Annotated in this window: 22 protein-coding genes and 1 pseudogene; 9 read left to right on the forward strand and 14 right to left on the reverse strand. The window is 64.9% G+C overall.

Going from position 1 to position 25,341, the window contains the following annotated elements:
- Positions 1–129 (reverse strand): annotated as a pseudogene (locus ACTHN9_RS25635) (M48 family peptidase); the annotation flags it as partial.
- Positions 130–254: 125 nt separating this feature from the next.
- Between ACTHN9_RS25635 and orn the strand changes: the two are divergent.
- On the forward strand, positions 255–863 hold the full coding sequence (gene orn, locus ACTHN9_RS25640; RefSeq protein ID WP_440539623.1) for an oligoribonuclease: 609 nt from the start codon (positions 255–257) through the stop codon (positions 861–863).
- A gap of 62 nt (positions 864–925) precedes the next feature.
- Here the strand turns inward: orn and mog are convergent, their stop codons facing one another.
- Positions 926–1,549, reverse strand: a complete 624-nt coding sequence (mog, locus tag ACTHN9_RS25645; RefSeq protein ID WP_440539624.1) for a molybdopterin adenylyltransferase — start codon at positions 1,547–1,549, stop codon at positions 926–928.
- Positions 1,530–2,138 (reverse strand): ribosome biogenesis factor YjgA, encoded by a 609-nt coding sequence (gene yjgA / locus ACTHN9_RS25650; protein WP_440539625.1) that lies wholly within the window; start codon positions 2,136–2,138, stop codon positions 1,530–1,532. The genes mog and yjgA overlap by 20 nt, the downstream gene beginning before the upstream one ends.
- Before the next feature lie 255 nt (positions 2,139–2,393).
- On the opposite strand from yjgA, the gene pmbA reads away from it, so the two are divergent.
- The gene (gene pmbA / locus ACTHN9_RS25655; RefSeq protein ID WP_440539626.1) at positions 2,394–3,764 is read left to right on the forward strand and encodes a metalloprotease PmbA; all 1,371 of its coding nucleotides are present in this window, start codon (positions 2,394–2,396) and stop codon (positions 3,762–3,764) included.
- A 135-nt stretch (positions 3,765–3,899) separates the two neighbouring features.
- Here pmbA and ACTHN9_RS25660 read toward each other — a convergent pair whose 3' ends face one another.
- The 9 genes from ACTHN9_RS25660 to ACTHN9_RS25700 all read right to left on the reverse strand — a co-directional run bounded on the left by ACTHN9_RS25660 (position 3,900) and on the right by ACTHN9_RS25700 (position 12,593).
- The gene (locus tag ACTHN9_RS25660) at positions 3,900–4,400 is read right to left on the reverse strand and encodes a dihydrofolate reductase (RefSeq protein ID WP_440539627.1); all 501 of its coding nucleotides are present in this window, start codon (positions 4,398–4,400) and stop codon (positions 3,900–3,902) included.
- Between the two features lie 186 nt (positions 4,401–4,586).
- Positions 4,587–6,092 (reverse strand): sigma 54-interacting transcriptional regulator, encoded by a 1,506-nt coding sequence (locus ACTHN9_RS25665; protein WP_440539628.1) that lies wholly within the window; start codon positions 6,090–6,092, stop codon positions 4,587–4,589.
- Between the two features lie 22 nt (positions 6,093–6,114).
- Positions 6,115–7,566: a hypothetical protein gene (locus ACTHN9_RS25670; RefSeq protein WP_440539629.1), complete on the reverse strand. Its 1,452-nt coding sequence runs from the start codon at positions 7,564–7,566 to the stop codon at positions 6,115–6,117.
- A 140-nt stretch (positions 7,567–7,706) separates the two neighbouring features.
- Complete coding sequence (locus tag ACTHN9_RS25675; RefSeq protein WP_440539630.1) at positions 7,707–8,648, reverse strand: peptidase C39; 942 nt, start codon at positions 8,646–8,648, stop codon at positions 7,707–7,709.
- Positions 8,649–8,654: 6 nt separating this feature from the next.
- Positions 8,655–9,365: a C39 family peptidase gene (locus tag ACTHN9_RS25680; protein ID WP_440539631.1), complete on the reverse strand. Its 711-nt coding sequence runs from the start codon at positions 9,363–9,365 to the stop codon at positions 8,655–8,657.
- Between the two features lie 115 nt (positions 9,366–9,480).
- Positions 9,481–10,893: a hypothetical protein gene (locus ACTHN9_RS25685; RefSeq protein WP_440539632.1), complete on the reverse strand. Its 1,413-nt coding sequence runs from the start codon at positions 10,891–10,893 to the stop codon at positions 9,481–9,483.
- Positions 10,894–10,923: 30 nt separating this feature from the next.
- Positions 10,924–11,553, reverse strand: coding sequence for a hypothetical protein (locus ACTHN9_RS25690; protein ID WP_440539633.1), 630 nt, complete (start codon positions 11,551–11,553; stop codon positions 10,924–10,926).
- Positions 11,550–12,050, reverse strand: a complete 501-nt coding sequence (locus ACTHN9_RS25695; protein ID WP_440539634.1) for a hypothetical protein — start codon at positions 12,048–12,050, stop codon at positions 11,550–11,552. The genes ACTHN9_RS25690 and ACTHN9_RS25695 overlap by 4 nt, the downstream gene beginning before the upstream one ends.
- Positions 12,051–12,086: 36 nt before the next feature.
- On the reverse strand, positions 12,087–12,593 hold the full coding sequence (locus ACTHN9_RS25700) for a hypothetical protein (protein ID WP_440539635.1): 507 nt from the start codon (positions 12,591–12,593) through the stop codon (positions 12,087–12,089).
- Between the two features lie 518 nt (positions 12,594–13,111).
- On the opposite strand from ACTHN9_RS25700, the gene ACTHN9_RS25705 reads away from it, so the two are divergent.
- A complete protein-coding gene (locus ACTHN9_RS25705) occupies positions 13,112–14,485 on the forward strand; it encodes a sigma 54-interacting transcriptional regulator (RefSeq protein WP_440539636.1) in 1,374 nt (457 codons plus the stop codon).
- A gap of 94 nt (positions 14,486–14,579) precedes the next feature.
- Positions 14,580–15,551 (forward strand): thymidylate synthase, encoded by a 972-nt coding sequence (locus ACTHN9_RS25710; protein ID WP_440539637.1) that lies wholly within the window; start codon positions 14,580–14,582, stop codon positions 15,549–15,551.
- Between the two features lie 142 nt (positions 15,552–15,693).
- On the opposite strand, the gene ACTHN9_RS25715 is transcribed toward ACTHN9_RS25710, so the two are convergent.
- Together ACTHN9_RS25715 and ACTHN9_RS25720 are read right to left on the reverse strand one after the other, a co-directional pair.
- A complete protein-coding gene (locus tag ACTHN9_RS25715; RefSeq protein WP_440539638.1) occupies positions 15,694–18,102 on the reverse strand; it encodes a DUF6600 domain-containing protein in 2,409 nt (802 codons plus the stop codon).
- 142 nt (positions 18,103–18,244) lie between these two features.
- The gene (locus ACTHN9_RS25720; RefSeq protein ID WP_440539639.1) at positions 18,245–18,967 is read right to left on the reverse strand and encodes an ArsR/SmtB family transcription factor; all 723 of its coding nucleotides are present in this window, start codon (positions 18,965–18,967) and stop codon (positions 18,245–18,247) included.
- Between the two features lie 171 nt (positions 18,968–19,138).
- Between ACTHN9_RS25720 and ACTHN9_RS25725 the strand changes: the two genes are divergently transcribed.
- The 5 genes from ACTHN9_RS25725 (at position 19,139) to ACTHN9_RS25745 (ending at position 25,341) form a co-directional block, all read left to right on the forward strand.
- Positions 19,139–19,276, forward strand: a complete 138-nt coding sequence (locus tag ACTHN9_RS25725; RefSeq protein WP_440539640.1) for a hypothetical protein — start codon at positions 19,139–19,141, stop codon at positions 19,274–19,276.
- A 104-nt stretch (positions 19,277–19,380) separates the two neighbouring features.
- Positions 19,381–20,649 carry an MFS transporter gene (locus tag ACTHN9_RS25730; protein ID WP_440539641.1) on the forward strand — a complete coding sequence of 423 codons (1,269 nt, stop codon included), beginning with the start codon at positions 19,381–19,383 and terminating at the stop codon, positions 20,647–20,649.
- Between the two features lie 56 nt (positions 20,650–20,705).
- Complete coding sequence (locus ACTHN9_RS25735; RefSeq protein ID WP_440539656.1) at positions 20,706–21,740, forward strand: GlxA family transcriptional regulator; 1,035 nt, start codon at positions 20,706–20,708, stop codon at positions 21,738–21,740.
- 172 nt (positions 21,741–21,912) lie between these two features.
- Positions 21,913–22,416 carry an acyl-CoA thioesterase gene (locus ACTHN9_RS25740; RefSeq protein WP_440539642.1) on the forward strand — a complete coding sequence of 168 codons (504 nt, stop codon included), beginning with the start codon at positions 21,913–21,915 and terminating at the stop codon, positions 22,414–22,416.
- Positions 22,417–22,812: 396 nt separating this feature from the next.
- Positions 22,813–25,341: a type VI secretion system Vgr family protein gene (locus ACTHN9_RS25745; protein ID WP_440539643.1), complete on the forward strand. Its 2,529-nt coding sequence runs from the start codon at positions 22,813–22,815 to the stop codon at positions 25,339–25,341.

Genomic DNA, 25,341 nt, shown 5'->3' on the forward strand with positions numbered 1-25,341 from the left:
GAACTGCCGCGGTACCGCCTCCCTGCGTGCCGCCACGAAGCGGATTTGCCGCGAGGCGAGCCACAATTTCGTGGCGACCATCGCGACCACCATGACGGTGAACAGAACGGTGAAGTCGAGAGCGGGCATCGGGAAGTCCAGGTTATCTATGCGAGAATTATAAAGTTTCGCGGGGCCGGGCGAGGGTGCTCGATCCCGCGTAAAACCGTTTCGCTTCGTTTGCTTCGTTTTGTACCCATCAACGGATTGCTTTCATGACTGACTTACTCGAACCCGTCGGCGAGCCGACGCTCGCGCGCAGCGAGATGAACCTCGTTTGGCTCGATATGGAAATGACGGGGCTCGAGCCCGACACCGATCGCATCATCGAAATCGCGGTGGTGGTGACGAACTCGACGCTCGAGAAGGTGGTCGAGGGGCCGGTGCTCGCGATCCACCAGAGCGACGAAACGCTCGACAAGATGGACGACTGGAACAAGAACACGCACGGCCGTTCGGGGCTCATCGAGCGCGTGCGCGCGTCGACGGTGACGGAAGCGGAGGCCACCGAGCAAATTCGCGCCTTCCTCGGCAATTACGTCCCGCCCGGCAAATCGCCGATGTGCGGCAATTCGATCTGCCAGGACCGCCGCTTCATGGCGCGGTGGATGCCCGAACTCGAGCGCTTTTTCCACTATCGCAATCTCGACGTCAGCACGCTCAAGGAGTTGTGCCGCCGCTGGCAGCCGGCGATTTACAAAGGCTTCCAAAAGCGGGCCATGCACACCGCGCTCGCCGATATCCACGAATCGATCGACGAACTCAAGTACTACCGCCAGCACTTCCTCGTCGCGTCGAGCACGGCGAGCGTCGAAGGCAACTAGCGCGAAAACGAACCGGCCGCTGCCGATCGGCGCAAGCGGCCGTGCGCCCGCACGCCCGCGCTTTAAGCGGGCGATGCCCGCCGCGCCTGCTTCGGGCGGAACGCCGCGACGATCGTCTCGTTCGTCGTGACGTACGGCCCGCCGATCAGATCGATGCAATACGGTACCGCGGCGAAGATGCCCGGTACCTTCACCGCGCCCGTTTCGTCGCGCAACCCTTCCAGCGTTTCCTGAATCGACTTCGGTTGGCCCGGTAAATTGACGATCAGCGCAGCATGGTCGGCGCTCTCGCGGATCACCGCCACTTGGCGCGAAAGAATCGCGGTCGGCACGAAATGTAGACCGATTTGGCGCATCTGCTCGCCGAAACCGGGCATTTCCTTCGTGCCCACAGCCAGCGTGGCCTCGGGCGTGACATCGCGTCGCGCTGGGCCGGTGCCGCCTGTCGTCAGGATGAGGTCGCACCCTAGCGTATCGACGAGTTCGACCAGCGTGGCCGAAATCTGCGCGGGCTCGTCGGCGATGAGCCGCTTTTCCACTCGCCACGGCGACGCCAGCGCCTGGCCGAGCCAGGTTTCCAGTGCCGGTAGCCCCTTGTCTTCGTAGACGCCGCTCGAGGCGCGGTCGCTGATCGAGACGAGACCGATGACGATCTCGTCGGGGTGGCTACGCGTCGGTTTCGTCATCGTCGTCTTCCGTCGTATCGTCGGCGTCGGGGGCTTCGGCCGTGCGACCGCCCGCGGCTTTGATCCATTGGAACAGCTCGCGGAAATAGCGCGGCGGCTTGCCTTGCTGCGCTTCCTTACGCGCGTTGCGGATCAGCGTGCGGCCTTCCTGCGCGTCGGCGCCCGGGTGGTCGCGCAGAAAGGCCGTGAACGCGTCGTCGTGGGCTAGCAACTCGTCGCGCGTGTGCTCGATCCAATGCAGCTTCGCCGTTTCGGCTTTGTTGACGCCGCGGTACTTGTCGAGCGCGGTGCGCAGCGCGGCGATTTCGTCTTCCGTCAGCGAGCGCATGACGCGCCCGACGTACTGGACTTGCCGGCGCTTGCCTTCGTGGTCGGTGATGCGGCGCGCTTCACGCACGGCGTCGCCCAAAGCTTCGGGCATCGGCATGCGTTTCAGGGCGTCCTTCGGCAGCTCGATGAGATCGACGCCCAATGCCTGCAGCGCGTGCATTTCGCGCTTCAGCTGCGATTTACTAGGGCGCTCGTCGGCGAATGCTTGATCGGCCGAATCGGCGTGCTCGATCGGTTGGATGCGGGTTTTGCGTGTCATGGGCGATATTGTAGCGTGCCCGGACGTTGCCCCCTGGCCGCGCGGCGGTCGATCGAGAGGGCACCGAGAAGCGGGCATGGAGACGCACGACGCGTGGTTTTGCGTGTAAGTTGCACTCGCCGTCGCGACCATCGGCTCAAGCCTTGCTATGATCGCGGGATGCGAACGATCGGGTGCGCGCTTGCGGGCGGATTCGCCGGCGGCGAGCCCGAGCCGTGCTCAACAGACAGCTCTCTTCACCGGACGGCAATCACGATGGCAGCGGATACGGAAACCACACAACGCTTTTTCCCGCACACCCAAGATGAATTGAAGGAGATCGCGTCCGACATTCTCAAGCACGCGAAGTCGCTCGGCGCCACCGATGCCGCCACGGAAATCTCCGAAGGCGACGGGTTGTCGGTGTCCGTGCGGCGCGGCGAGGTCGAAACGATCGAACACAACCGCGACAAAATGATGGGCGTCACCGTGTTCATCGGCGCCAAGCGCGGCAATGCCAGCACGTCGGATTTCTCGAAGGCGGCGCTGCGCGATACGGTGGCCGCGGCCTACAACATCGCCCGGTTTACGGCCGAGGACGATTGCGCCGGCCTTGCCGAAGCCGAATTGCTCGAGACGAACCCGCGCGATCTCGATCTGTATCACCCCTGGCATCTGTCGGCCGACGAGGCCGTCGAGATCGCCCGCCGCGCCGAGGATGCGGCGTTCGCCACCGATCCGCAAATCCGCAACTCCGAAGGCGCGAGCGTCTCGGCTCAGCATTCGCAGTTCGTGCTGGCGACCACGCGCGGCTTCTTGGCCGGTTATCCGTATTCGCGTCACTATGTGGCCTGCGCGCCGATTGCCGGCAGCGGCCGTAACATGCAGCGCGACGATTGGTACTCGTCCAAGCGCAGCGCACAGGCGCTGGCCGACCCCGAGGCGATCGGCCGCTATGCCGCCGAACGCGCGCTCGCACGGCTCGGTGCGCGCCGGCTCGATACGCGCAAGGTCCCCGTGCTGTTCGAAGCGCCGCTCGCGGCCGGTTTGCTCGGGGCGTTCGTGCAAGCGACGAGCGGCGGCGCGCTGTACCGCAAGACGTCGTTTCTCGTCGATAGCCTCGGCAAGAGCGTTTTCGCGCCGCATATCCAGATCGTCGAAGACCCGCATGTGGCCCGCGCCATGGGCAGCGCGCCGTTCGACGAAGAGGGCGTGCGCACGAAGCAGCGCTCGGTCGTGAAGGATGGCGTCGTCGAGGGTTATTTCTTGTCGACGTATTCGGCCCGCAAGCTCGGCATGCAAACCACCGGCAACGCGGGCGGCTCGCACAATCTCACGCTCACGAGCAGCCAGACGCGGCCCGAGGACGACTTCAAGGCGATGCTCAAGAAGCTCGGCACGGGCTTGCTGTTGACCGAGTTGATGGGGCAGGGCGTGAACTATGTGACGGGCGATTATTCGCGCGGCGCGTCGGGTTTTTGGGTGGAGAACGGCGAGATCCAGTACCCGGTGGAGGAAATTACCGTCGCGGGCACGCTGCAGGAGATGTTCCGTCACATCGTGGCGATTGGCGCCGATTCGCTCGTGCGCGGCACGAAGCAGACGGGGTCGGTGCTGATCGAGCGGATGACGATCGCGGGGCAGTAAGGGCTGCGACGCGATGGGGGGCCGAGTTCCGCCCCCGCCCGGTATGAATCCGCGCGCCGCTTCGAGCGGCGCTTTTTTTAAGCCGCCGCTTGCGCAGGGTTCGGCATGGCTCGGTTAGCAGCGAGCCTTCGCTCGTCACGCCGACGGGCGGCCGATGCGGCGGTAGACGACGCGAGCGTAGTCGAACGCTTCCGCTCGATGCGATTCGCGCGAAACGGCTTCCCATTGCGTCGGGTCGGGCGCGGGAAAGGTCGCATCGCCTTCGAAGTCGGCATCGATTTCGGTGATGACGAGCTTGTCCGCATAGCCGATGCCTTCGGCATAAAGCTGCGTGCCGCCGATCAAGAACGCCTCGGGTGCGCCATCCTTGGCGGCGAGCGCCAAGGCCCCGGCGATGCTTGTCGCCGTCTCGCAACCTGCGAACATTCGCGCGGCATCGCGTGTCACCACGATATTGCGCCGCCCCGGCAGCGGACGACCGATCGACTCATGCGTTTTGCGGCCCATGACGATGGGCGCGCCCATCGTCGTGCGCTTGAAGAAGCCCAGATCTTCGGGCAGATGCCACGGCAGTTGGTTGTCGCGGCCGATCACGCCGTTGCGGGCGCGGGCGACGATGATCGTCAGTGTCGTCATGGTGGGAAGCGATGAGGCGCAAGAAAGCGGTGGAATCGAACCGCCGATTTTACGCGACCGTCGCCGCGACCGGCGCGTGTTGCCAAGTGTCGTCGCGGTTCGTCGCCTTTCGTCGCATTCCGTCGCATTCCGCCACATTTCGCCGCGTCTCGCAGCCTCTAACCGCTTTCCGCGCTTGCCGTCCCCTCAGTCCGTCGCCGCCTCGCCCTCGCTGGGCGTGCCCGTCTCGTCCGCATCGCCTGCTTTGTCCTCCGACGCGGCCGGGTCCCTCAATCCGTGCGAACCCATCAATCGATAAAGCGTCACGCGCGAGATGCCCAAGTCGGTTGCCGCTTCGTTGAGCCGATGCCGATGCCGCAGCAACGCCGCCTCGATCGCCCGCTTTTCCGCGGCTTCGCGCGCTTGCGCGAGCGTCAGTGTCTCTTGCTGCGTGAACTGCGCGAGGTCGAGATCTTCCGCGCCGATCAGTTTGCCCTCTGCCATGACGATCGCGCGTCGCACGCGATTGATGAGTTCGCGCACGTTGCCGGGCCAGTTGTACTTGTGTATCGCTTCGATCGCCGACGGCGCGAAGCCGCGAATCCGACGCGCGCTGTCGGTCTTGAACTTGTGCAAGATGTGGTGCGCCAAGATCTCGATGTCCTTGCCGCGTGCGCGCAACGGCGGCTCGTCGATGCGCAGCACGCAAAGGCGATGGAACAAATCCGCCCGGAACCGTCCGTCGCGCATCGCGCTCTCGAGATCGACGTGCGTCGCGGAAATGACGCGCACGTCGACCGCAATCGATTCGCGTCCGCCGAGGCGTTCGATCTTGCCTTCCTGCAGAAAGCGCAGCAGGCTGGCCTGACTTTCCAGCGGCAGATCGCCGATTTCGTCGAGGAACAGCGTGCCCCCGTGGGCCGCTTCGACACGGCCGATCTTGCGTTGATTCGCCCCCGTGAACGCGCCGCGCTCATAGCCGAACAACTCGGATTGCAGCAGGTGATGCGGGATCGCGCCGCAGTTGATCGCGACGAACGGCTCCTTGCGCCGCGGCGAACGTTCGTGGATGGCCACGGCGGTCAACTCCTTGCCCGTGCCCGATTCCCCGGCGATGAACACGGCCGCGTCGGTATTGGCTACTTTGCGGATCGTGCGGAACAATTGCTGCATCGACTCGCACGTGCCGACCATTTCGTCGTCGCCCACGCTGGCTAGCCCCGCGACGAGATCGAGATCGCTCAGGGTCACCATGCCGAACGCATGGCCGAGCAGATAATCGACTGTCGGCGCCGCTGCCGGCAGTTTCAGATAGTCGAAGCAATAGCTGCGGATCAAGCGCCTCACGTCGGGCTCGTCGAGCCGATCGGGACTCGCGAGCGCCACCCAGCCGACCAAAGGTTGGCGCAAGCTCGCTTCGAGCGCGGTCAGCTCGCGCGCGCTGAAACGCGAGAGATCGACGATGCCCGCATACGCGACATCGGGCTTGATCGCGCGTAGGCAATCGGCCGGCGTGCGCGCGATCGACACGGCCCAGCCCTGCGCCTTGAGATGATCGATCAGGGCGTCCTCGGGCGAGCGGGACAGGTACACGAGCAGGCGCTCTGACGACTCTCGTTCATGCTGGCCGTTGTGCCTGCCGTGGGCGAGCGATAGCGGCGGCGCACTGGCGCCGGCGGGACCGACCGATGTCAAATGAGATGTATCGCGCACGATGCCCCCGTATGGTCACGCATCAGAAGGTGTACGGGAACCGCACGCCGACGACAAAGTTCGGCGCATCGGGCGTGAGCCCGATCGACACCGATCCGTTGATCGTCAAGTGCTTGTTCACCACATGGTTCAAACCGAAATTCACGGCGGCGGCCACCGTCTCGCTGCCGGGCACCTTTTGCCAGCCCTGGCCGGGCGCTTGGGTTTCGCTTTCGGGCTCGATCGCCATCGTGTACGAGACGCTGGCCGAATCTTTCTCCGAGAAGGCGAGGGCGACGCCCGCGCCCCATTGGATGACGTCGCCGAGCTTGACCTTGGCCGGCTCGGTTTGTCCCTGCACGGACGAGATGTCCGAGAACGAACGCGCAAGGTTGTAGGTGTACGAGACGCTGCCGAACAGCACCACGGGGTCGTAGGTCTTCAGGACGGATACGCCGGCGGTGAGATTCCAAAAACCGGTGCCGGTCGGCAGCTTCGTCGGGGCGACGAGGCTCGTGTTGTTCGGATCGACCTGAACGAGTTTGATCCCGAACGGCGAGGTGCCCGTCGGCGCTTTCACGCGCAAGCTGCCGACCACGTCCGGCCAATTGCCGCTTTCCTTCAGGAACTGGTAGTACAGCCCGAAATTGACGTCGCCGATGGCGCTCGAATCTCCCGAGGCATCGGAGAGCGCGCTCGACGCCCCGCCCGCGCCGCCGACGATGAAGTTGCTGTGGCGGTACACGTAAGGCACGTCGATATCGAAGCTGATGCGATCGGTGAGGCCGTAGCGCGCATCGAGGTCGGCCATCACTTGGTGCGACTTCGTCTCGCCCAGATTGATGTTGCCGAGGAAGATGGCGTCGAGCGCGAGGAAGCCCGAGAGTTGCAGTTGGCGCCGGTCGTAATAGGTGTCGCTGATGCCCCAGTCCAGCGTGAGCTTGCGATCGAACAGCGGCGCGTGCTCGCGTTGCACGACGGCGTTTTCGGCTTCGGTCCGCGCAGGCTGTGCGGCCTTTTGCATCGTGCCGATGGCGCCGCCTTCCGAACCGGCCGCCGCCGTGCCGCCCGCCGGCTCGGCAATCGCGGGCGTGGTCGGTACGCCGGTTGCCGTCGAAGCGCCGCTCGTGGGTCCGGGCGAGCCTGGGGAGACCTGTGCGATTTGCGGGAGCGGCTGCAGCGGAACCGGAAGGCCGTCGGCACCGGGCGGCGGGACGGGGGAGGCGCCGTCGTCGGCGGCGCCCGCGAGTCCTCGGCCGCGCTCGGCCATTTCGAGCTTGGTCACTTGCGCTTCGAGCGATTGGATCTGGCGTTGCTGCTCGTCGACCACCCGCATCAGCGTCGTCAGCCGCTCGTCGATGGATTGCTGCGCGAGCGCCTGGGCCGATGCGACGTGCGGCAGGCCGAGCGCGAGTATTGCCGCCGGTATCGCTGCGAATCTCGCGCGTCCGACCTGCTGCGCATGACGCGCATCCCTCGTGGACATCTTGGACATTGTTGTTCCCCCGGTCTTGCTACGGCCTGGGAACCGGCGGATTCGTCGCTTCCTCCCAGGTCGGTTTTTATCGATTGCCTGTTACACGGTGCCTCTCATCGACTGTCGAATCCTTTGCCGCGCGCGCGTCGGCCATAGCCCTAATGCCTGAGCAACGCCGAGTTCTGCATCGCTTGCAGCACGCCGAGCTGGCGCAGCACCGCGCCCGACATCGCTTGCGTTTGGACGCTCAGTTGCAGTTGATTGACGACCGTCTGCGCGTTGCCCGCCACTTGCACCCACTGCGCGATCGAGCCGCCGCCGTGCCCGGTGGCAGGGGAGATCGCCTGCGCCGCGACGCCGGCCGGCGTTTGCAACGTGAGCGCCACGCCCCCGTTGGCGAACGTGACGCCGGCTCTGACGTTGCCCGATGCACTCGTGGCGGATGCGCTAGTGCCGCTCGTGCTCGCCGCGCCACCGGCGGCGCTCGTCGTCGGGCTCGATCCGGTGAAGTCGATGACGGCCGAGTTGACGCCCGCGTTGCCGTTGCCCGCGACTTGCGTGACTTGCGAGACACCGTTGACCGAGACGTTTTGACCGCCCGTGGCGATCGCTTGCGGGTTTGCGCCCGTGCCGGGCGACGCCGCGATCGTCGGCATCGGGTTTGCGCTAGCGGTTGGTGCGGTAGCCGTCGTAGCAGCCGCGGCATTCCCGCGGTCGTTACCGTAACGATTGCCGTGACCTGCGCCGTCGCTCGCCTGCGCGGATGTCGACACCTGTGCCGAAAGCGTGTTGTCCGCATTGGTGGAGATAGTCAGCTTGCCGTGTGCGGTCGCCGAGCCGCCGTTCGGCATTTGCCATTGCGACATGAGTTCGAGCACGACGCCCGAGACCATCTCGGCACCCGGCGCCTTGCCGGTTTGGTGCGATAGCACGTCGTCGCCGACGGTTTCCCAGCGCGCGCCGCCAACGGCACTGTCAGCCTGGGCAGTGAGGAACTCGGGCGGCGCGGCGAGCCGCTCGGCAGCGTGCGCACTGCCGATGAGACCGCATGCCGCCAGCGCGAGCGCGAGCTTGAGCGGTGTAGCGAAAAGGAGCTTCATGGGGCTTCAGAACCAGTCTGCCTTAGACAATCCGTAATCCACGAAGGGTGTCGCGGCCATGCTCGCGTCGAGCGCCCGCTCGCGCAGCTTCAAAGCTAACGACACGTTGTCCTGCAACAGCGGGGAATCCTCCCTGAACGGCTTGCCGAGGACCGCGAACACGAGCCCGTTCCAGCTCGCGACGAAATCCTTGTCGAGCACGATGCGATTGCCGAGCGCGGGATCGGCGATGAACACGCGTCCGCTCTCGGCATGTTTGACGATCACGAAGTGCTCGTAGCCGCCGATGTTCATCAGCACGAGCACGGGAATTCTCAAGTGGTAGAGCGCGTCCAGGTTGACGCGAAAGCCGCGGCCGCGAAGGCCGATCGTTTCGACGAAGTGCTTCATGTCGAGCATCGAGAAGCCGCTCTTGACGACCACTTCCGGCGACGAGAACGCCATCATGCGGCGAATCAATTCCGGCTCGGGGATATCGATCCCATAGCCGTACTTGAGCAGCGTCGCGAGCGCGGCGGAGCCGCAGCTATAGTCGTAGCGCTGACCGACGATATGGCCGTACCGGATATCCCGCATGGAGCGCACCGTCTTGGTGAGTGGCACGCCGGCCAGGTTAGACGTATCGATGGTCGACTGCGCGTTGCTTGGCGCACATATCGCGGCGCAAACGAGCGCGGCGACCGTTCGCCATGCCGCGAACCGGGCATGGGCTGACATGCTGCAATCCCTCGTAAGGCGCATACCGACCGCTGAGCAAGCGGCCGGTATGCGTGAGCGCTCAGACCGGCGGCGGCTAGCTGTGCGCGTCCCCGCTAGCCGTCGGTGGCGTCGCTCAATGGCCGGTGATGTTCGTCGCCGCGATCGCGAGGCCGTTGTGTTGCAGGTTGCCCGCACCGCCGGCGATGTTCACGCCGATGTTGCCGGTCGCGTTCTGCAACGCATTGGCGCCGATCATCGCGGTGCCGCTGATCGAACCTTGGAACGAAAGGTTCGCCGATTGGCTGTTGTCGTCGGTGGCGACCATCGCGACGGCGAGCGGAAGCGCGCCGTCCTTCAGGTTCGTCGTCGACGCGGCCAGGCTGTTGTTCTGCACGTTCGCGACGCCCGCTGCAATGTTCACGCCCACATTCCCGGTTGCGCCGCTCAGCGAGCCGTCGCCGAGCGAAGCGTTGAGCATGAAGTTGTTGATCGTCGCGTGCCCGCCGGACGATTGCGTGCTGAAGATCTGTGCGTTGCCGAACACATTGCCTTGATCGACCGAAGCCAGCGAGGCATCGTTGCTTTGCGCGTTGTCGACGCCTTCCGCGACGTTCATTCCGATGTTGCCCGATGCGCCGCTGCCCGCGCCGGAACCGGTCGTGGCCGTCAGGTCACCCGGCTTTTGCGTGTTGATGTAGTTCGTCACCGAACCGGTTACGGTCACGTCGGTCGTGTCGCGCGAGTTGGCATAGGCCCAGGCTGCCGAATGGCTCTTGTCGTGCGTCTTGCTCCAGCTCGCAGAGCCGGCCGACTGTTCCGCGAACGATTGGCTGCCCGAACCCTGCTCGGAATGGGATTGGAACGTCGCGCTTTGCCCGGAGCCGCTGTCGGCGCTCTTGCTGCTCATCGAAGCCGACGCGTCGGTGGCGCTGCTCTCGAAGGCGTTCAGGCCGAGACTGCCGCTTGCGCTGAAGCTGCCGCTGCCATGGCGATCGTCGCCGTGATGGTCGTGGTCCGAGCTGTAGGTATAGCCGAAGTTGGCTGAGCCGCTCGCCGTCAGGGTGGCGCTCGCGTCTTGCGACGTATGCGAATCGCTGCTGGCGCTACTCGATTTTTGATTGCTGAATGTGTAGCTGCTGCCCGAACTCGAGCTGCGTTGGTTCATGAACGAATAGGACGACGATTCGCCGAACGTCTGCGAGAACGAAGCCGAGGCCGATTCGCTGCTCTTGCTCGAGCCGACCGAGTAGCCGCCGCCCTTCACCGAGCTGTAGTGGTTGTTGAAGGTCGTGGTGACCGATCCCATCGTATAGCTTTGCGCGGTCGGATCGAGCGTCGCGCTCGACCAGGCGGCCTGGTTGTTGTTGACGACGGCGCCGACCGTGCTCGACACCGTGACGCAACCGAACAGGCGCACGAAGCCGTCGATGCCGACGTTTTCATGGACGCTCGTTCCGTTGAAGATGTACGGGTCTTTGACGTTATGGGCGAATGCGGCGCCCGACGCTGCTGCCAGCACTGCCGCTGCGATGAGTGTGCGCTTCATGATGACGCTCCGATACGAAAAGGTGCTGCGTTAGAAAAAAGTGCCCGCCGGGGGACGGAGCACAAAACTGTTCGCCGTGGCATTACCGGCGCCGGCCGTCTGGTTGATTTGCGCGATGCCGCTCGCGTTCTTGAGCACATCGTTGCCGATGCGCACCGCGCGCTCGCCTTGAGCCATCGCCGATACATCCACACGTCCTTGCTTGGGAGAGGCCGCGGACAGCTCGCTGTCCGAAACGCTCTCTACTCCCATCGCCGCAGCGCCGATGACGACGCTGTTGCGTTGGAGATTGGCCGCGCCCGCCGCTTGGTTCACCATCGCCACGCCGGACACGTTCGATAAGGCGCCGTCCGCGATGCTCGCCTGTGCGCTCGGTATGCGTGCGCGGGCTGAAGCGCTCTGTGCGACGCTCGTATCGACGGCGCCGCTCGGCGCGGTGACGATCGCCGCTTGGTTGCTTTGCGCGTTGTTCACGCCTGCCGCTTCGTTCACGCCCACGACCCCTTTGGCACCGGCCAAGGCACCGGCCGCGATCGATGCGTCGCCGGTCACGACAGGTACCGTTTGCGACCATGCGTAGGCCGGCGCGGCGAGGGCCGCGACGCAGGCGACGAGGGAAGCGGCCGCGCGAGTGCGGCGTGGTGCGACGCGCGTATTCATTTCGGTCCTCCGATTCCGGAGAGTGCGGAACTGAGCGGCGCGAGCGCGCCCGTCACGGACATCGAGATCGTGCCGCCGACGCCCATCGTGGTGGGCGCGAGTCCACCCGGACCCATCGCCACGTTGCTGCCCGTTGCCGAGCCGCCGAGGATCTTCGTCAACGCTTGCAGGCTGGCCGTACTACCGCCGACGCCTGTGCCCGATACGCCGAGCGAGCCGTGCGCTTGCGTCAGATCCGCATCGGACACGAGCGAGCCGACCGTCGAATCGAATGCGGGCGCGGGGAACGTCGTCGCTTTGACGGCAACCGGATTCTCGTTTCGAGGGACCGCGCGGAACGCATCGCGGGGCATGACTTCTCGCTCGACGATGATGTCGCCCGGGGTGCTTTCCTGAGCGAAGCCGTTGGGCGAGATTGCCGCGAGGACGGCGACGACGCTCGGCAGCAACGCTGCGCTTGCGAGGTACCGCTTCGAGACGATGCGAGCGAGGGTCATGTCGGGTTCTCCGGCGAAGGCGGGCGCAGCGCGCGTCTATTGGCGGAAATAGCTGACGGCGTTGCTTTGCGCCGGATGCGCCGAGTCCGCGGGAACGGGCACCGGGGCGGGCGGTGCGATCTCGTCCCAAAGCGTGACCTGCGAGCTGTGCAACCCTTGCATCGAAGCGGCCACCGTCATGAGGCCGGGGCCCGTGCCGCGCTGACGGGCGAGCACGCGATCGTCGAGCGGCGTGGCGCCGGCAATCGGCGCTTCGGCGTTCGCGTCTTCGCCGGCTGCTTGGGGCGCGTCATCCGAACGATCCGTTGCGGCCGCGCCGATGGCGAAGCGCGGCGCGATGGCCAAATCGACGGCCGATGCGGCGTGGTGGACGAACGGCGCGGCCCACGTACCGTTGACGAAGAACGTCGCTTCGCCGATCGCGGGTGCGTCGCCGAGCGAATCGGCATGGGCTTGGCAGGGCGCGGCAAGTGCCGCTAGCGCGATGCCGAGCGCCGCGATCGCTGCGCGCGAGCCGAACGAAAGGGGGGGAACGAATGGCATGGCGTCTCTCCGTGTTGCGGGCAGATAACGCGAAAGGTGTGCCATCGGCGGGAAACCGTTGCTGCGATTGGCTTTGCATTCGATCGCCGCTTCGCGATTTGCGCGAACGGCGGGAAACCGTTTCAGCGCTGAAACGGCATAGGCGAATGCATTCGCCGAGACGATTTGTCGTTGGAATAACGATGTCGCAAAACCGCCACGCAAGCGCGCTTAAGACCGCGCTGCAGCATCCGCGAAAACCGGCACCGCTGCTCGTTGTCCGTGCGCTGTTTCAATTTTTATTGCACGTGCGGCTGTCTGAGTAACGGGTCGTATAGTAAGCTTTGGAACAGTTTCATATCGATAAAAGAGCCGATAAAACGGCTATTGCTATTAATAATTCGATTGCGGGGCTGTGCAAGTTCGAGCAAAGGACCATGGGCGGGCTCTCGCGTTGCGCAGAGCCAAGGTAGGCGTTCGCCGGCGCATCGCTTGTGCAAGGTGTCTTGGTCCACGTTCACCAATAAGAGGTCTGAATAATGGAACCCGCAAATCGGCACTTGATTTACGTCACACGCGACGTCAATCCGCAGTTGAGCGCCCAATTCAATGAGCGCGGCTGGCAAGTCGAAATCGCCGCCAGTGCGCGCGATGCGCGACGCGCCTTGCGCAGCGAAGCGGCCGCCGGCGGGTTGCTCGACCTCTCGAGCCGATTCGATTCTCACGAAATCGTTGCGCTCGAGCCTTGTTTGACGATGCCCAACGTCGGCTGGGTCGCGGCCACGGCACCGGGACAAATGCAGGAAAGTGCGCTGCGGCGCCTGGTGCGCGATTACTGCTACGACTACGTCACGATGCCCTACGAGGCGCCGCGCATCGTGGATTCCGTCGGGCACGCGTATGGGATGGTCGTGCTCGGCGCGGACGACGAGGAAGCGCCACCGGAGCGCGCGGACGAAGGCGAAATGGTGGGTTCGTGCGATGCGATGCGCGCACTCTTTCGCGCGATTCGCAAGGTGGCGATTACCGACGCGCCCGTGTTCGTCTCGGGTGAATCGGGCACGGGCAAAGAGCTGACGGCCGTCGCGATTCACGCGCGCTCGCAGCGTCGCGCGGCCCCGTTCGTCGCGATCAACTGCGGCGCCATCCCGATGCACTTGGTGCAGTCGGAACTGTTCGGCTACGAGCGCGGTGCGTTCACGGGTGCCAATCAACGCAAGATCGGCCGCATCGAGGCTGCACATGGCGGTACCTTGTTTCTCGACGAGATCGGCGATCTGCCGCTCGAGAGCCAAGCGAGTCTGCTGCGCTTTCTGCAGGAAGGGCGCATCGAGCGGCTCGGGGGGCGCGAATCGATCGACGTCGACGTGCGCGTCATTTCGGCCACGCATGTCGATATGTCGCGCGCCATGGACGAAGGGCGCTTTCGTGCCGACCTGTACCACCGGCTTTGCGTGCTGCAGATCGACGAGCCGCCGCTGCGCGCGCGCGGCAAGGATATCGAGTTGCTTGCCCGTCATACGCTCGAACGTTTTCGTAAAGACGGCACGCGCCGGTTGCGCGGCTTTTCGGCCGATGCCGTTGCCGCGCTCCACAATTACGCGTGGCCCGGCAACGTACGCGAATTGATCAACCGGGTGCGGCGGGCGATCGTGATGTCGGAAGGGCGGTTCGTTACGGCGCACGATCTCGAGTTGGCCGATTACGTCGAGATCGCGCCCGTTTCGCTGGCCCAGGTGCGCGAAGCCGCGGAACGGCAGGCGATCGAATCGGCGTTGCTGCGTCATCGCGGACGTCTCGGCGATGCCGCGCAGGAACTCGGTGTGTCGCGCGTGACGCTGTATCGGCTGCTCAGCGCGCACGGGATGCGTCACCTACCGGACGAGCCGGGCGCGCATCGAATGGCGCATTGAGCGCGTCCGAGCGCGCTTAGGCGGGGGCTTGGTAAAATCGCGGTTTGCGCGGCGTCCGACGTGCCGCGCGCCACGAGCCGAAGGATCCCCGCGCATGAAACAGTACCTCGACCTTGTCCGCACGATTCTCGAGACGGGCGCCTGGCAGGACAACCGCACCGGCATCCGCACCATTTCGATGCCGGGCGCGATGCTGCGCTTCGACCTGCAACAAGGTTTTCCGGCCGTCACCACGAAAAAGCTCGCGTTCAAGTCGGCGATCGGCGAGATGATCGGCTTTCTGCGCGCGTCGCGCAGCGCGGCGGATTTTCGCGGGCTCGGATGCAAGGTGTGGGATGCGAACGCGAACGAGAACGCTCAGTGGCTCGCCAATCCCTACCGGGAAGGGACGGACGATCTCGGCGACGTGTACGGCGTGCAGTGGCGCAAGTGGCCCGGCTACAAGGTTCTCGATGCCTCCCAACACGCGCGCATCGCCGATGCGACGGCGCGCGGCTACCGCCTTGTCACGCAGTTCGACGAAGCGGGCGTGCAAAAGGTACTGCTTTATAAGGCGATCGATCAGTTGCGCCAGTGCCTGGACACGATCATGAGCAATCCGTCGGATCGCCGCATTCTCTTTCACGGCTGGAATCCCGCGCTGCTCGATCAGATTGCGTTGCCGGCTTGCCACTTGCTTTATCAGTTCTTGCCGAACGCGGCGCGCCGCGAGATCTCGCTGTGTCTTTATATCCGCAGCAACGACGTCGGCCTCGGGACGCCGTTCAATTTGGCGGAGGGGGCGGCATTGCTCTCGCTGGTCGGCCGGCTGACGGGTTACACGCCGCGCTGGTTCACCTATTTCATCGGCGATGCGCACATCTACGAAAATCAGCTCGACATGCTGACGCGCCAGCTCGAGCGCGAGCCTTATGAAAGCCCGAAGCTCGTGATCGCCGATCGCGTGCCGGCCTATGCGGACACGGGCGTCTACGCGCCCGAGTGGCTGGAACGCGTCGAACCGTCCGATTTCTCGCTCGCCGGTTATCGGCACCACGAACCTCTGACGGCCCCCATGGCCGTTTGAGCGCGGCCCGCTTTCGATCGAAGGACACTGAAGCAAAACGCCCGCGATATCGCGCAAGCGGCGCGCCGAGCCGGACGGTTGTCCGGCTTCGGCATACCGCCTGCCGAGGATCGCGGGCGTTGTCTTTCAGCGCTCGTCGAAGTCAGCCTTGATGACGCTCGTGACCGGCATGCACCGGGGCTGCGGCGTGCTGTTGCTCCCGTTGCGGTTCGCGTTGCGGCGCGGGCCTAGGTTGCGGCTGGGGTTGTGGGCGCGGTTGCTCGAAGTGAGGCTGCGGTTGCGGTTGTGGCCGCGGCTGCTCGACGCGCGGCTGCGGTTGCGGTTGCGGTTGTGGGCGCGGCTGCTCGAAGTGGGGCTGCGGCTGGGGTTGTGGGCGTGGCTGCTCGAAGTGGGGTTGCGGCTGTGGTTGTGGGCGTGGCTGCTCGAAGTGGGGTTGCGGCTGCGGTTGAGGGCGCGGCTGCTCGACGTGCGGCTGCGCCTGCGGTTGCATGCGAGGCTGTTCGACGCGAGGTTGCGGCTGCGCGGGTGCGTGAGGCTGTTCTACGTGAGGCTGCGCTTGCTGTTGCATCTGTGGCTGCATCTGCGGCTGCGGCCGAAGTTGTTCCTGCGCATGCGGCGCAGCCTGCGTGCGCGGCTCGTTCGTCGGACTATGCTGTTGCGTGATCGGCGCGTGAGGTTGCGTCCACGCCGGCGCCGGCCGCGCGCCGGCTTGCGCGCCCTGCTCTGCCGGGTGATTCATCGCCGGTGGCCGAGGCACGCCATTGTTCGGCTGCCCATGTTCCATCGCAGCGGGTGCATGCGGCGCCTGAGCCGCTGCCGCTCCAGGTTGCGGTGCCGCACCGGGTTGCGCGAGACGCGGCGCGGCGTTCGCCGGGCCGTGCGTCGGCGTGATGACGGGGGAGTGCGTCGCCACGATGCGCACGTCGTGCGCAGGGACGGGCGGCACATGCCCCCCGAGCGCGACAGGCGCGGCAGGGCGAACCGCGGGCGCGCCCGCTCCCGGCACGCGCCCGCCGGCTTGGGCAAGGTGTGCGGCCAACGGATCGCGATAGACGGCAGGTGTCGCGGGCGCGCGCGTGGCGATGACCGGCCGGGCGGCGAGCGTTTGCGGCGGACGATAGGTCGCGGGTCTCAGGCCGGACGCGAAGCTTTGGCGTACCGGAGCGACGCCCGCGGCGCCCGGGTTGATGCGAGCGTTTTGCCACTGGCGCGGATCCACGTGCTGAGCAAAGTGCGCAACCGGTTGGCCGTGGACGAACGCCGTTGCCGGTACGGCCGTCACCGCACCCGGTGCGTGGTAGTTGATGTACGTATTGTGGATGTTGGTGATGTTCACCGTGTTGTTGTTGACGGTGTTGTTGACGATGACCGTCTGATTCACGCGCTGGTAATAACGCGGGCTCCAGCCGCCCCATCCCGGGTGCCAGACTTCGCCGGGGCCGAGCGGGAACCAAGCTAGGCCTGCTGTCGCGGCGCCGCCGATCGTCAAACTGACGCCCCAACTGACTCCGCCTCCGCCGCCGCCGACGAAGGCGACAAGCGCCGGCGCATAGACGGGCGGCTCGCTAACCACACGCGGTCCCGGCACCCAGCACCATGAGGAATCCACGTACGCCCAGCGCCCATAGTGATACGGCGCGAAGCCCCAGGGGGCATCGTCGATCCAAGTCCAACCCCAGGGCGCGACCCATGCCCAGTGACCGTCGTGGTACGGCGCCCAGCCTGCGGGCTCTTGGTTCGGGATCCACACGGCGCCGTAGCGAGGGTCGTCGCGCCAGGTGCCGTTCGCATCGAGATCTTCATAACCGGGCATCTCGCGCGAGACGTAGCGAGCCGACACCGACCGGTCTTCCGCGACATCGCGGTGCGCGGCCCATGCGTCGAAGGCATCGGGCGCCGGGGCTTCGGCGACGGACGCTTCCTGCAGGTCCGTTCCGGCGAACGTGATTTGCTGCCCCGCCTCGATCGGCACTTGCCCGTTGTTGCCGTAGGCGGTGAGGGCACCGCTGCGAACGGTGACCGTGGTGGTGCTCCCGTCGGGCGCGACATCGACGCGGTAGTCGCCCGGTCGCATGACGCCCAGCGCGACATTCGGCGTATCGATCTCGTATGAGGTGCCGCTCGGCACTTCGCGCACGCGCGTTGAAAGCGTGCCTTGCGCCACCTTCAGTTGCGCGTTGGTGTCATCGAGATTCATGACGTCCAGGCTGGTCGATGAACCGAGCCGCACGGCCGTCGATCCGATGTGCAGCTCCGAACGCGCGTTCGCGTCGTCCCATAACTGGTCGCCCGTCGTCAGCGGGCGGTTGACGGCGGCGTACGACCAGTCGCTCGCCCCGGCTGGCTCGGTCGTCACGGCGCCGGCCATGTAGTTCAATCGCGCGACGCGTCCCGGCGGATCGGCCGATTGCACGGAAGGTGCGCCATCGGGCGCGGGCGGCGTTTGCGCAAAGGCGGCGCGTGCGGCGAACGCGATCGGCGCGAGGGCGAGCAGCGTGTAGCCTGCGATACGGCGAAAACGCGTCATCGATGAGGTGGCGGCGGTGTTCATAGGGGTCCCGTTTTAGTGTCGGATCGTAGTACGGTCCTGACAGCACTGTAGCCCTACCGCTTGTATCAATGCGCTCCGTTTTGTAGCCGTGCGTTCCGGCCTGTAACGAAAAATATCTTGCTCAGCGTCGGCTTCGCTTCGTTCAGGCAGCTAATAAGGCGTCGAACTGCTGCCGCCCGGCCGGCGTGATCCGCAGCACGCGCGGTTTTTCGGCATGCTCGACCCAGCGGTGCGCGGTCCAATGATCGAGTAGCGCCGCGCCGAGCGCGCCGCCCAGGTGGGCGCGGCGCTCGCTCCAGTCGAGGCACGTGCAGGCGAAGCGGCGTTTGCGCGCGCGTTGGGCGCCGACATCGATCCCCCAGCCGGAGAGCACGACGCTGCCTTCGTCGGTGGCTTCGACCGTGCCGCCTCGATCGACGAGCCATCCGCGCGCGAGTAGGTGATCGAACACGCGCACGGCCAGCTCGCCGGCCATGTGGTCATAGCACGTGCGTGCGTAGCGCATGTCGATGGGGACCGTGCGCGCCGCCACCGGGCTCGGCCGCACCGGCGCGCTCGCTTGCGCGAGATGCGCGAGCGCTTCGATCGCGGCGGCGATTTCAGGCGTCGCGATTCGGTAGTAGCGATGGCGCCCGCGCACCTCCAGCGCGAGCAACCCGCTCTCCGCGAGCTTGGCAAGGTGGCCGCTTGCCGCCGAGGGGGATAGCCCCGCGATGATCGTCAGTTCGCCGGCGGGCCTTGCGCTGCCGTCCATAAGCGACCACAGCATGGCGGCGCGGCCCGGATCGGCAAGCAGGGCACCGATCCGCGACAGTCCCGGGAAATGCGCGGCGTCGCGTTCGGAATCGGATGCAAGTAGGCCCATGGGCTTGCTCCTGTCTTCGATATCGGGTTCAAGGCTTCACTGTAATCGCTCGCGGCATTCGATGCTTCGGCGTTGAATGAAATGTCGATTGCTCGAGCTCCCGCCGCGCGCGAGCCGATAGGACAGCGCGCTAAAATCGCTTTTCGGCTGTTTTGTGGCGAGGACCGGTAGATGAAAGCTTGGTGGGCGGTCGTCTTGGCCGCGTGGTTGTGCGCCGGTTGTGCGCAAGGCGGGGCGTCGAGTGCGGGGCAGGGCGGCAGTATCACGATGTACGGCACGATCGACCAAGGCGTGACCTTTCGCAAGTAACGGGCATCGGTGGGCGATTGGCAGAAATTGATGCATCATTGGCATTTCTGCCAACTCGGGCCCGGCGAGGATAGAGGCTGTCCTCACTATGCCAAGGGTTACCGATGCACGCTGCCACGACCGTCTCCCTCGAGCGCGACCGCGCCGGCCGCCGCAATGCGCGCGTACTGGCGCTGTGCCAGGCGCTCTACACGTCGTCCGTTTCGATCGACCTCACGCTGACGGGGCTCGTCGGCTATACGCTTGCCAACGACAAGGCGTTCGCGACGCTGCCCTTTTCGCTGATTACCGTCGCTGCTGCCCTGACGACGATCTTCGCTTCCTTCTTGATGGCGCATATCGGCCGGCGCGCGGGTTTCGCGTTGGGGGCGGCCGTCGGTGCGGCGGGCGGCGCGATTTCCGTGCACGCGATCTTCGCGCACAGCTTTTGGCAGTTCTGCTGCGGAACCGCGACCGTCGGCGTTTTTCAGGCGTTCGCGCAGTACTACCGTTTGGCCGCAGCCGACGCGGTCGATACGCCGCTGAAGAGCCGCGCGATCTCGACGGTGCTCACGGGAGGCGTCGTCGCGGCCGTCCTCGGGCCCGCGCTCGCCGCGTGGAGCCGCGACTGGCTCGCGCCGGTCACCTTCGCCGGCTCGTATGCGCTCGTGACGTTGCTCGGCATCGCATCGATGGCGCTCGTGCTCGCCGGGTATCGCAACGCGCCGGCGGCGTCCGCTTCATCGGGGACGCCGGCCGCATCGGCGAAGCCGGGCGACGAATCGAGCGCGCGGCCGCTTGCGCAGATCGTCAGACAGCCGATTTTCCTCGCCGCGCTCGCTAACAATGCACTGGGCTACATGGTGATGATGTTCGTGATGACGGCGACGCCGATCGCCGCGGTCGCGTGCGGCCATACCATCGGAGACGGCGCACGCATCATCGAATGGCACCTCGTGGGCATGTACGCGCCGTCGTTTTTCGCTGCGCGCTTGATCGCGCGCTTCGGCGTGCTGAGGATGATCGGTGCGGGCATTGCCCTGTCAGCCGCCTGCGGCGCGATCGCATTGGCAGCCACGGACCTGCCGCATTTCTACGCCGCACTGGCTTGCCTCGGCGTCGGTTGGAATTTCATGTTCGTCGGGGGCACGACGTTGCTCGCGCAATCGTACCGCCCGAGCGAGCGTGCCAAGACCCAGGCGACGAGCGAGTTCACCACCTTCGCCTGTACGGCGCTCGCCTCGCTGACGGCCGGCCAACTGCTGGCGCGATTCGGCTGGTCGGTGGTGAGCGCGTCGATCTTTCCCGCGCTCGCCCTGGCCGCCTGCGCGACGCTCGGTTTTGCGTGGTCGCGTTCGCGTGCGAATGCGGCCGCGGCCCCCAGTCTCTCTTGACGCGATGGATCGACCCATCGACGATCGACCGATCAATCGATAAGGATGCCTAAATGATGACGCCCGCCGCTGCCCCCGTTCGCCAGATCGTGTTCGCCGTCGCGCCGCATCTCGTGCTGCTCGATGCGTGCGGTCCGCTCGAGGCATTTTGGCGGGCCGAACTCGAGATGCGCCAAGCGTGCAATAGCGCCGGCGACGAATGCGTCGCCTACCGCACGCGCGTCGCGTCGATCGAGGGGGGCGTGCTTCAGACGCACGTCGGCTTGCCGGTCGTCGTCGAGCGGCTCGATGCGTTGGAGAACGAGCCGATCGATACGGTGATCGTCGCCGGCACGTTCGTCGCCGATCAAATGGTATTGGATCCGCAACTGGTGAAATGGCTCGAGCGGATCGCACCGAGCGTGCGGCGCGTGTGCTCGGTGTGCGTCGGCGCGTTTTACTTGGCCGCGGCGGGCTTGCTTGCGGGTCGCCGCGCGACGACTCATTGGCGCAGCGCCGACGAGTTGGCCCGTCGCTTTCCGTCCGTGCGTGTCGATGCCGATCCGATCTTCATTCGCGACACGCGCGACGGGCGTGCCGTATGGACGTCGGCCGGCGTGACAGCGGGCATCGATCTCGCCCTTGCACTGATCGAAGAGGACTTCGGTCATGCCCTTGCCATGCTGGCGGCGCGCCGGCTCGTGGTGTTCATGAAGCGTCCGGGCGGGCAGTCGCAGTTCAGCGCCACGCTGGACGCGCAGCAATGCGCGAACGGCGAGTTCGATGCGCTGCATGCCTGGATGGTGACGAACTTACGCGGCGACCTCTCGGTCGAGCGGCTGGCCGAACGCGCTCGCATGTCGGCCCGCACCTTCGCGCGCCGTTACGTCGAGACGGTCGGGCGTACGCCCGCGAAGACCGTCGAGGCGCTGCGGCTCGAAGCGGCGGCGCGTTCGCTTGCGCAGTCGCGCCGGCCGATGAAGCGGATCGCGCTCGATTGCGGCTTCGGCACCGAGCAGAATCTGAGACGCGCATTCGTCAGACGCTTCGGCGTGCCGCCGCTTAGCTATCGCGAGCGGTTCGCGTCGCTCGATGCGGCGCGGCAGGGCTAGCGCGGCAAGGCGCGATCAGGCGATTAGGCGATTTGGCGATCTAGGAATCTAGGGCGTCGACTGACTCGGCGCTGCGAGGAACGTGTACCCGCTTAAGGCGCGCCGAGCCGATATTGGGCCCGTATAATCGGCTCCTTATTCAGCTGCGCGAACGCGCACCACCGGAGCTACGATGAGCACGCCCTCGACCCCCTTGGACCGTTCGGAAACCACGTTCCGTTTTCTTGCCGAGCCCACTTCCGTCAATTTCGGCGGCAAGGTGCACGGCGGCGCACTGATGAAATGGATCGACGAGACGGCCTATGCTTGCGCGGCGGTTTGGTCGGGCCGCTATTGCGTGACGGTTAGCGTCGGCAATATTCGTTTTCGCCGGCCGATTCTCGTCGGCAACCTTGTGGAATTGCGGGCGCGCGTCGTGGCGACGGGGCGCACCAGCATGCACATTCACGTGACCGTGCATGCCGGCGACCCGAAGAGCGGCCAATTGCGCTTGACCACCGATTGTTTGGTCGTGTTCGTTGCCGTCGACGAGAACGGCACGCCGATCCCGGTGCCCGCGTTCGTGCCGGAGACGGACGAACAAAAACGCGTGGCGAAATACGCGATGGATGTGAAAACCGCATTGGATGCGATCGTCGAACTCAAGCCGGAAGAGATGGCGCAGGGGAGTATGTAAACCTGCAAGCGGGCTGGGCGCCCGTTTTTTATTTGCACTCGCACCGGGCTCATCTCTGGCCCCGCAGGCATCGGAATTTATTGCCGAATTCTAAATTGAATTCGGCAATAATTGCATTTCAATCGGAATTTGACATCGCCGATTGGGGCTGATAACGTGCGGCGGTCATTTCTATCGCTGTGTTTCCGCCCGCCGGCCTGCTAAGCCGCATCCCATTCAACTGTCGGATTGCCCGACAGGCCGTGTCGGACGTACCGGCGAGGGCGGAATCGGGTCCTCCTACGCAGCGGTTCAATCTATGCATTGATTTGAGCCGGTTCGGGGCGTGCGTAGCTTTTTCGACGTCGCTGCAAGCAGGCTCTGTGGCTTTAAGAACAACAAGCAAAGAGTCGAACGATGTCAGACAATCTCAGCCGGATTCTGCAAAGCGGCTACGCACAATTCCAGCGTTTGGTTAAGCTCGATACGCCGGCAGGCCCGGATCGCCTGGTTCCTTTATGGGTAAAGGGTACCGCCCGCCTCGGGCGCGATTACGAATTTGTCGTGGAGGCTGTTGCCCTGCGCGGCGGCGAGCCGATCGATGCGCGCAAGTTGCTCGGCAAGGGGATTACGCTCTGGATTCGCCAAACTAACGGCAAGTATTTGCCGGTGCACGGGTACGTACATGCTTTCAGCGAACTCGGGGCGGACGGCTCATGCGTCTTTTACCAGCTTCGGTTTTCGTCATGGCTCTACTTTCTACGGTTGCGTAGGGATCAGCGCGACTGGCAAGAGGCGGCTGGCGAGCAAATTCTTTCCGACATATTCAATGCGCACAGGCAAGTAAGCGGCAGCGCGTTCCGGTTCGATTTGCGACGGCCGATGCCGCACTATTCGTATCGCATGCAAAGCGAATTCGACCTGAATTTCGTGTACCGAAGCATGGAAGAAACGGGCGTGTTCGGGCGGTTCGAATTCGCCGACGATGGGCGGTCGCACACATTAGTCATCATCGACGACTTGATTCGCGCGCCGGCGCTTCCCGGTGGCACGGTCAAGCTAGGGCGTGCCGGCTCCGGCGAGGAGTTCGACGGATTCGTCTCGTGGCGGGAAAGGCTCCAACTGCGTAGTGCGCAGCTCATGACGAGTACCTTCGACTACAAGCGGCCTGGACTGGAAAAGCGCGTACAGGCTGCCACGTCTGCACCGGATTCGCTGCCGGTCGATGGCGATGTCTATGACTACACGGGCGCATACACATGGGGCGAACGTAACGACGGAGAGCGCCAAGCCCGCGTCCGAGTGCAAGCATGGGAATCGGAGATTCAGCGCTTCGATGCCGTCGGATCGCTACGCTGTGCGATGCCCGGGTTCAGTTTTACGTTAGACCGCGGCGGAGTGAGCGGACGCGCGCCCTCTCGCGACAATCAATTCGTCATGCTTGGTGTGGATTGGGAAATCTGCAACAACGTGCCGGGCATGCAAGCGTATCCCTCGCTCGAGGGGAGCCTGCGCGGCGAGCTTCAGGCGAGCGAGTCGCGTCCCGCCGGTTCGACCGTGACCCATAGCGACGGTACCGTGGGTTACTTCCAGGTACGAGTGGAATCGCAGCGACGCAGCACGCCCTTTCGCTTGCCGCGCGAGCACCATAAGCCGCAAATGTCGTTGATGAATGCGATTGTCGTCGCTTCCGGGGGCGAAGAGATTCTGACCGACGAACTCAATCGCGTGCGGGTGAAATTCCCTTGGTATCGCAACGCGCAGTCCTCGTGTTGGGTGCGCAATGCGTTCGCCGACGCGGGTAGCGAGCGGGGGGCCGTTCATCCTTTGCGCGCGGGAGACGAAGTATTGATCGACTTCGTTGGAGGCGATTGCGATCGCCCCGTGATCGTTTCGAGAATGTTCGGCGGCACGACGCAGCCCGTCTGGCATACCAACGGGCTGCTGTCGGGGCTGCGCTCCAAAGAGTATGGCGGTAGCGGTTTCAACCAACTGGTCATGGACGATTCCACTGGGCAAAATCGCGTCCAGCTATATTCCAGTAGCTATCAAAGTCACTTGCATCTGGGCTACCTCGTCCAGCACGAAGACAATACCCGTGGGGCATTCCTAGGCAGCGGGTTCGATTTGAAGTCGGACGCTTATGGGGCTTTGCGCGCGGGGCAGGGGCTACTGGTCTCGACCTATCCAACGTCGAGTGCACAGCCGCTCGATGTCGCCGCGGCGGCCGAACAATTGGCCGGCGCAAAACAAGTCGCCGACACTGCATCGAAGGCGAGCACGGCCAATCAGGCGGAGAGCCTCGACGACGGATTGAAATCGTTGGATCGCTTCACGCAGGCTACGCGCTACAACCGCTCGGGCAGCGCGGCAGGCGGCCGGACGGCCGGTGGAGGCGGGGGCGCGGCCAACGGCTTCGGCACGCCTGTGATGCTACTCGCCAGTCCTGCGGGCATGGGGCTCTCGACGCAAGACTCGCTGCAGGCCACGGCCAATCAGCACGTCAACGTAGTGAGCGGCCTGAACACGCATGTTGCGACGGGTAAATCGCTGCTCGTCAGCGCGATGGAGAAAATCAGCCTCTTCGTGCAGAACGCCGGGATGAAGCTGTTCGCTGCGAAGGGCAAAGTCGAGATTCAGGCGCAAAGCGACGAGATGGCGCTCTTGGCGCTGAAAGACCTGACCATCAAGAGTTCCAGCGGCAGGATCGTCCTATCTGCCGACAAGGAGATATGGATAGGCGCGGGGGGCTCGTACATAAGGATCACCAGCGACATGATCGAAAACGGGACGAACGGTCAGATCTTGGAAAAATGCGCGAGTTGGGACAAGCCCGGTGCGTCGTCGATGCGTGTGCCCGCAACGGTTACCAGCGTCGATAAGGGGTGCGCGTGGCAGAGGGCAGGAGCCGCGGCCGATAGCGCCTCGATGGTGGAACTCGACTGA

This window comes from Trinickia sp., from assembly GCF_051953405.1.
Taxonomy (GTDB): Bacteria; Pseudomonadota; Gammaproteobacteria; order Burkholderiales; family Burkholderiaceae; genus Trinickia.

What these genes read in the sequence shown, in the direction of transcription:
- orn (WP_440539623.1), top strand. Translation starts at nt 255, where the DNA reads ATGACTGACTTACTCGAACCCGTCGGCGAGCCGACGCTCGCGCGCAGC.
- mog (WP_440539624.1), bottom strand. Translation starts at nt 1,549, where the DNA reads ATGACGAAACCGACGCGTAGCCACCCCGACGAGATCGTCATCGGTCTC.
- yjgA (WP_440539625.1), bottom strand. Translation starts at nt 2,138, where the DNA reads ATGACACGCAAAACCCGCATCCAACCGATCGAGCACGCCGATTCGGCC.
- pmbA (WP_440539626.1), top strand. Translation starts at nt 2,394, where the DNA reads ATGGCAGCGGATACGGAAACCACACAACGCTTTTTCCCGCACACCCAA.
- ACTHN9_RS25660 (WP_440539627.1), bottom strand. Translation starts at nt 4,400, where the DNA reads ATGACGACACTGACGATCATCGTCGCCCGCGCCCGCAACGGCGTGATC.
- ACTHN9_RS25670 (WP_440539629.1), bottom strand. Translation starts at nt 7,566, where the DNA reads ATGTCCAAGATGTCCACGAGGGATGCGCGTCATGCGCAGCAGGTCGGA.
- ACTHN9_RS25675 (WP_440539630.1), bottom strand. Translation starts at nt 8,648, where the DNA reads ATGAAGCTCCTTTTCGCTACACCGCTCAAGCTCGCGCTCGCGCTGGCG.
- ACTHN9_RS25680 (WP_440539631.1), bottom strand. Translation starts at nt 9,365, where the DNA reads ATGTCAGCCCATGCCCGGTTCGCGGCATGGCGAACGGTCGCCGCGCTC.
- ACTHN9_RS25685 (WP_440539632.1), bottom strand. Translation starts at nt 10,893, where the DNA reads ATGAAGCGCACACTCATCGCAGCGGCAGTGCTGGCAGCAGCGTCGGGC.
- ACTHN9_RS25690 (WP_440539633.1), bottom strand. Translation starts at nt 11,553, where the DNA reads ATGAATACGCGCGTCGCACCACGCCGCACTCGCGCGGCCGCTTCCCTC.
- ACTHN9_RS25695 (WP_440539634.1), bottom strand. Translation starts at nt 12,050, where the DNA reads ATGACCCTCGCTCGCATCGTCTCGAAGCGGTACCTCGCAAGCGCAGCG.
- ACTHN9_RS25700 (WP_440539635.1), bottom strand. Translation starts at nt 12,593, where the DNA reads ATGCCATTCGTTCCCCCCCTTTCGTTCGGCTCGCGCGCAGCGATCGCG.
- ACTHN9_RS25705 (WP_440539636.1), top strand. Translation starts at nt 13,112, where the DNA reads ATGGAACCCGCAAATCGGCACTTGATTTACGTCACACGCGACGTCAAT.
- ACTHN9_RS25710 (WP_440539637.1), top strand. Translation starts at nt 14,580, where the DNA reads ATGAAACAGTACCTCGACCTTGTCCGCACGATTCTCGAGACGGGCGCC.
- ACTHN9_RS25715 (WP_440539638.1), bottom strand. Translation starts at nt 18,102, where the DNA reads ATGAACACCGCCGCCACCTCATCGATGACGCGTTTTCGCCGTATCGCA.
- ACTHN9_RS25720 (WP_440539639.1), bottom strand. Translation starts at nt 18,967, where the DNA reads ATGGGCCTACTTGCATCCGATTCCGAACGCGACGCCGCGCATTTCCCG.
- ACTHN9_RS25725 (WP_440539640.1), top strand. Translation starts at nt 19,139, where the DNA reads ATGAAAGCTTGGTGGGCGGTCGTCTTGGCCGCGTGGTTGTGCGCCGGT.
- ACTHN9_RS25730 (WP_440539641.1), top strand. Translation starts at nt 19,381, where the DNA reads ATGCACGCTGCCACGACCGTCTCCCTCGAGCGCGACCGCGCCGGCCGC.
- ACTHN9_RS25735 (WP_440539656.1), top strand. Translation starts at nt 20,706, where the DNA reads ATGACGCCCGCCGCTGCCCCCGTTCGCCAGATCGTGTTCGCCGTCGCG.
- ACTHN9_RS25740 (WP_440539642.1), top strand. Translation starts at nt 21,913, where the DNA reads ATGAGCACGCCCTCGACCCCCTTGGACCGTTCGGAAACCACGTTCCGT.
- ACTHN9_RS25745 (WP_440539643.1), top strand. Translation starts at nt 22,813, where the DNA reads ATGTCAGACAATCTCAGCCGGATTCTGCAAAGCGGCTACGCACAATTC.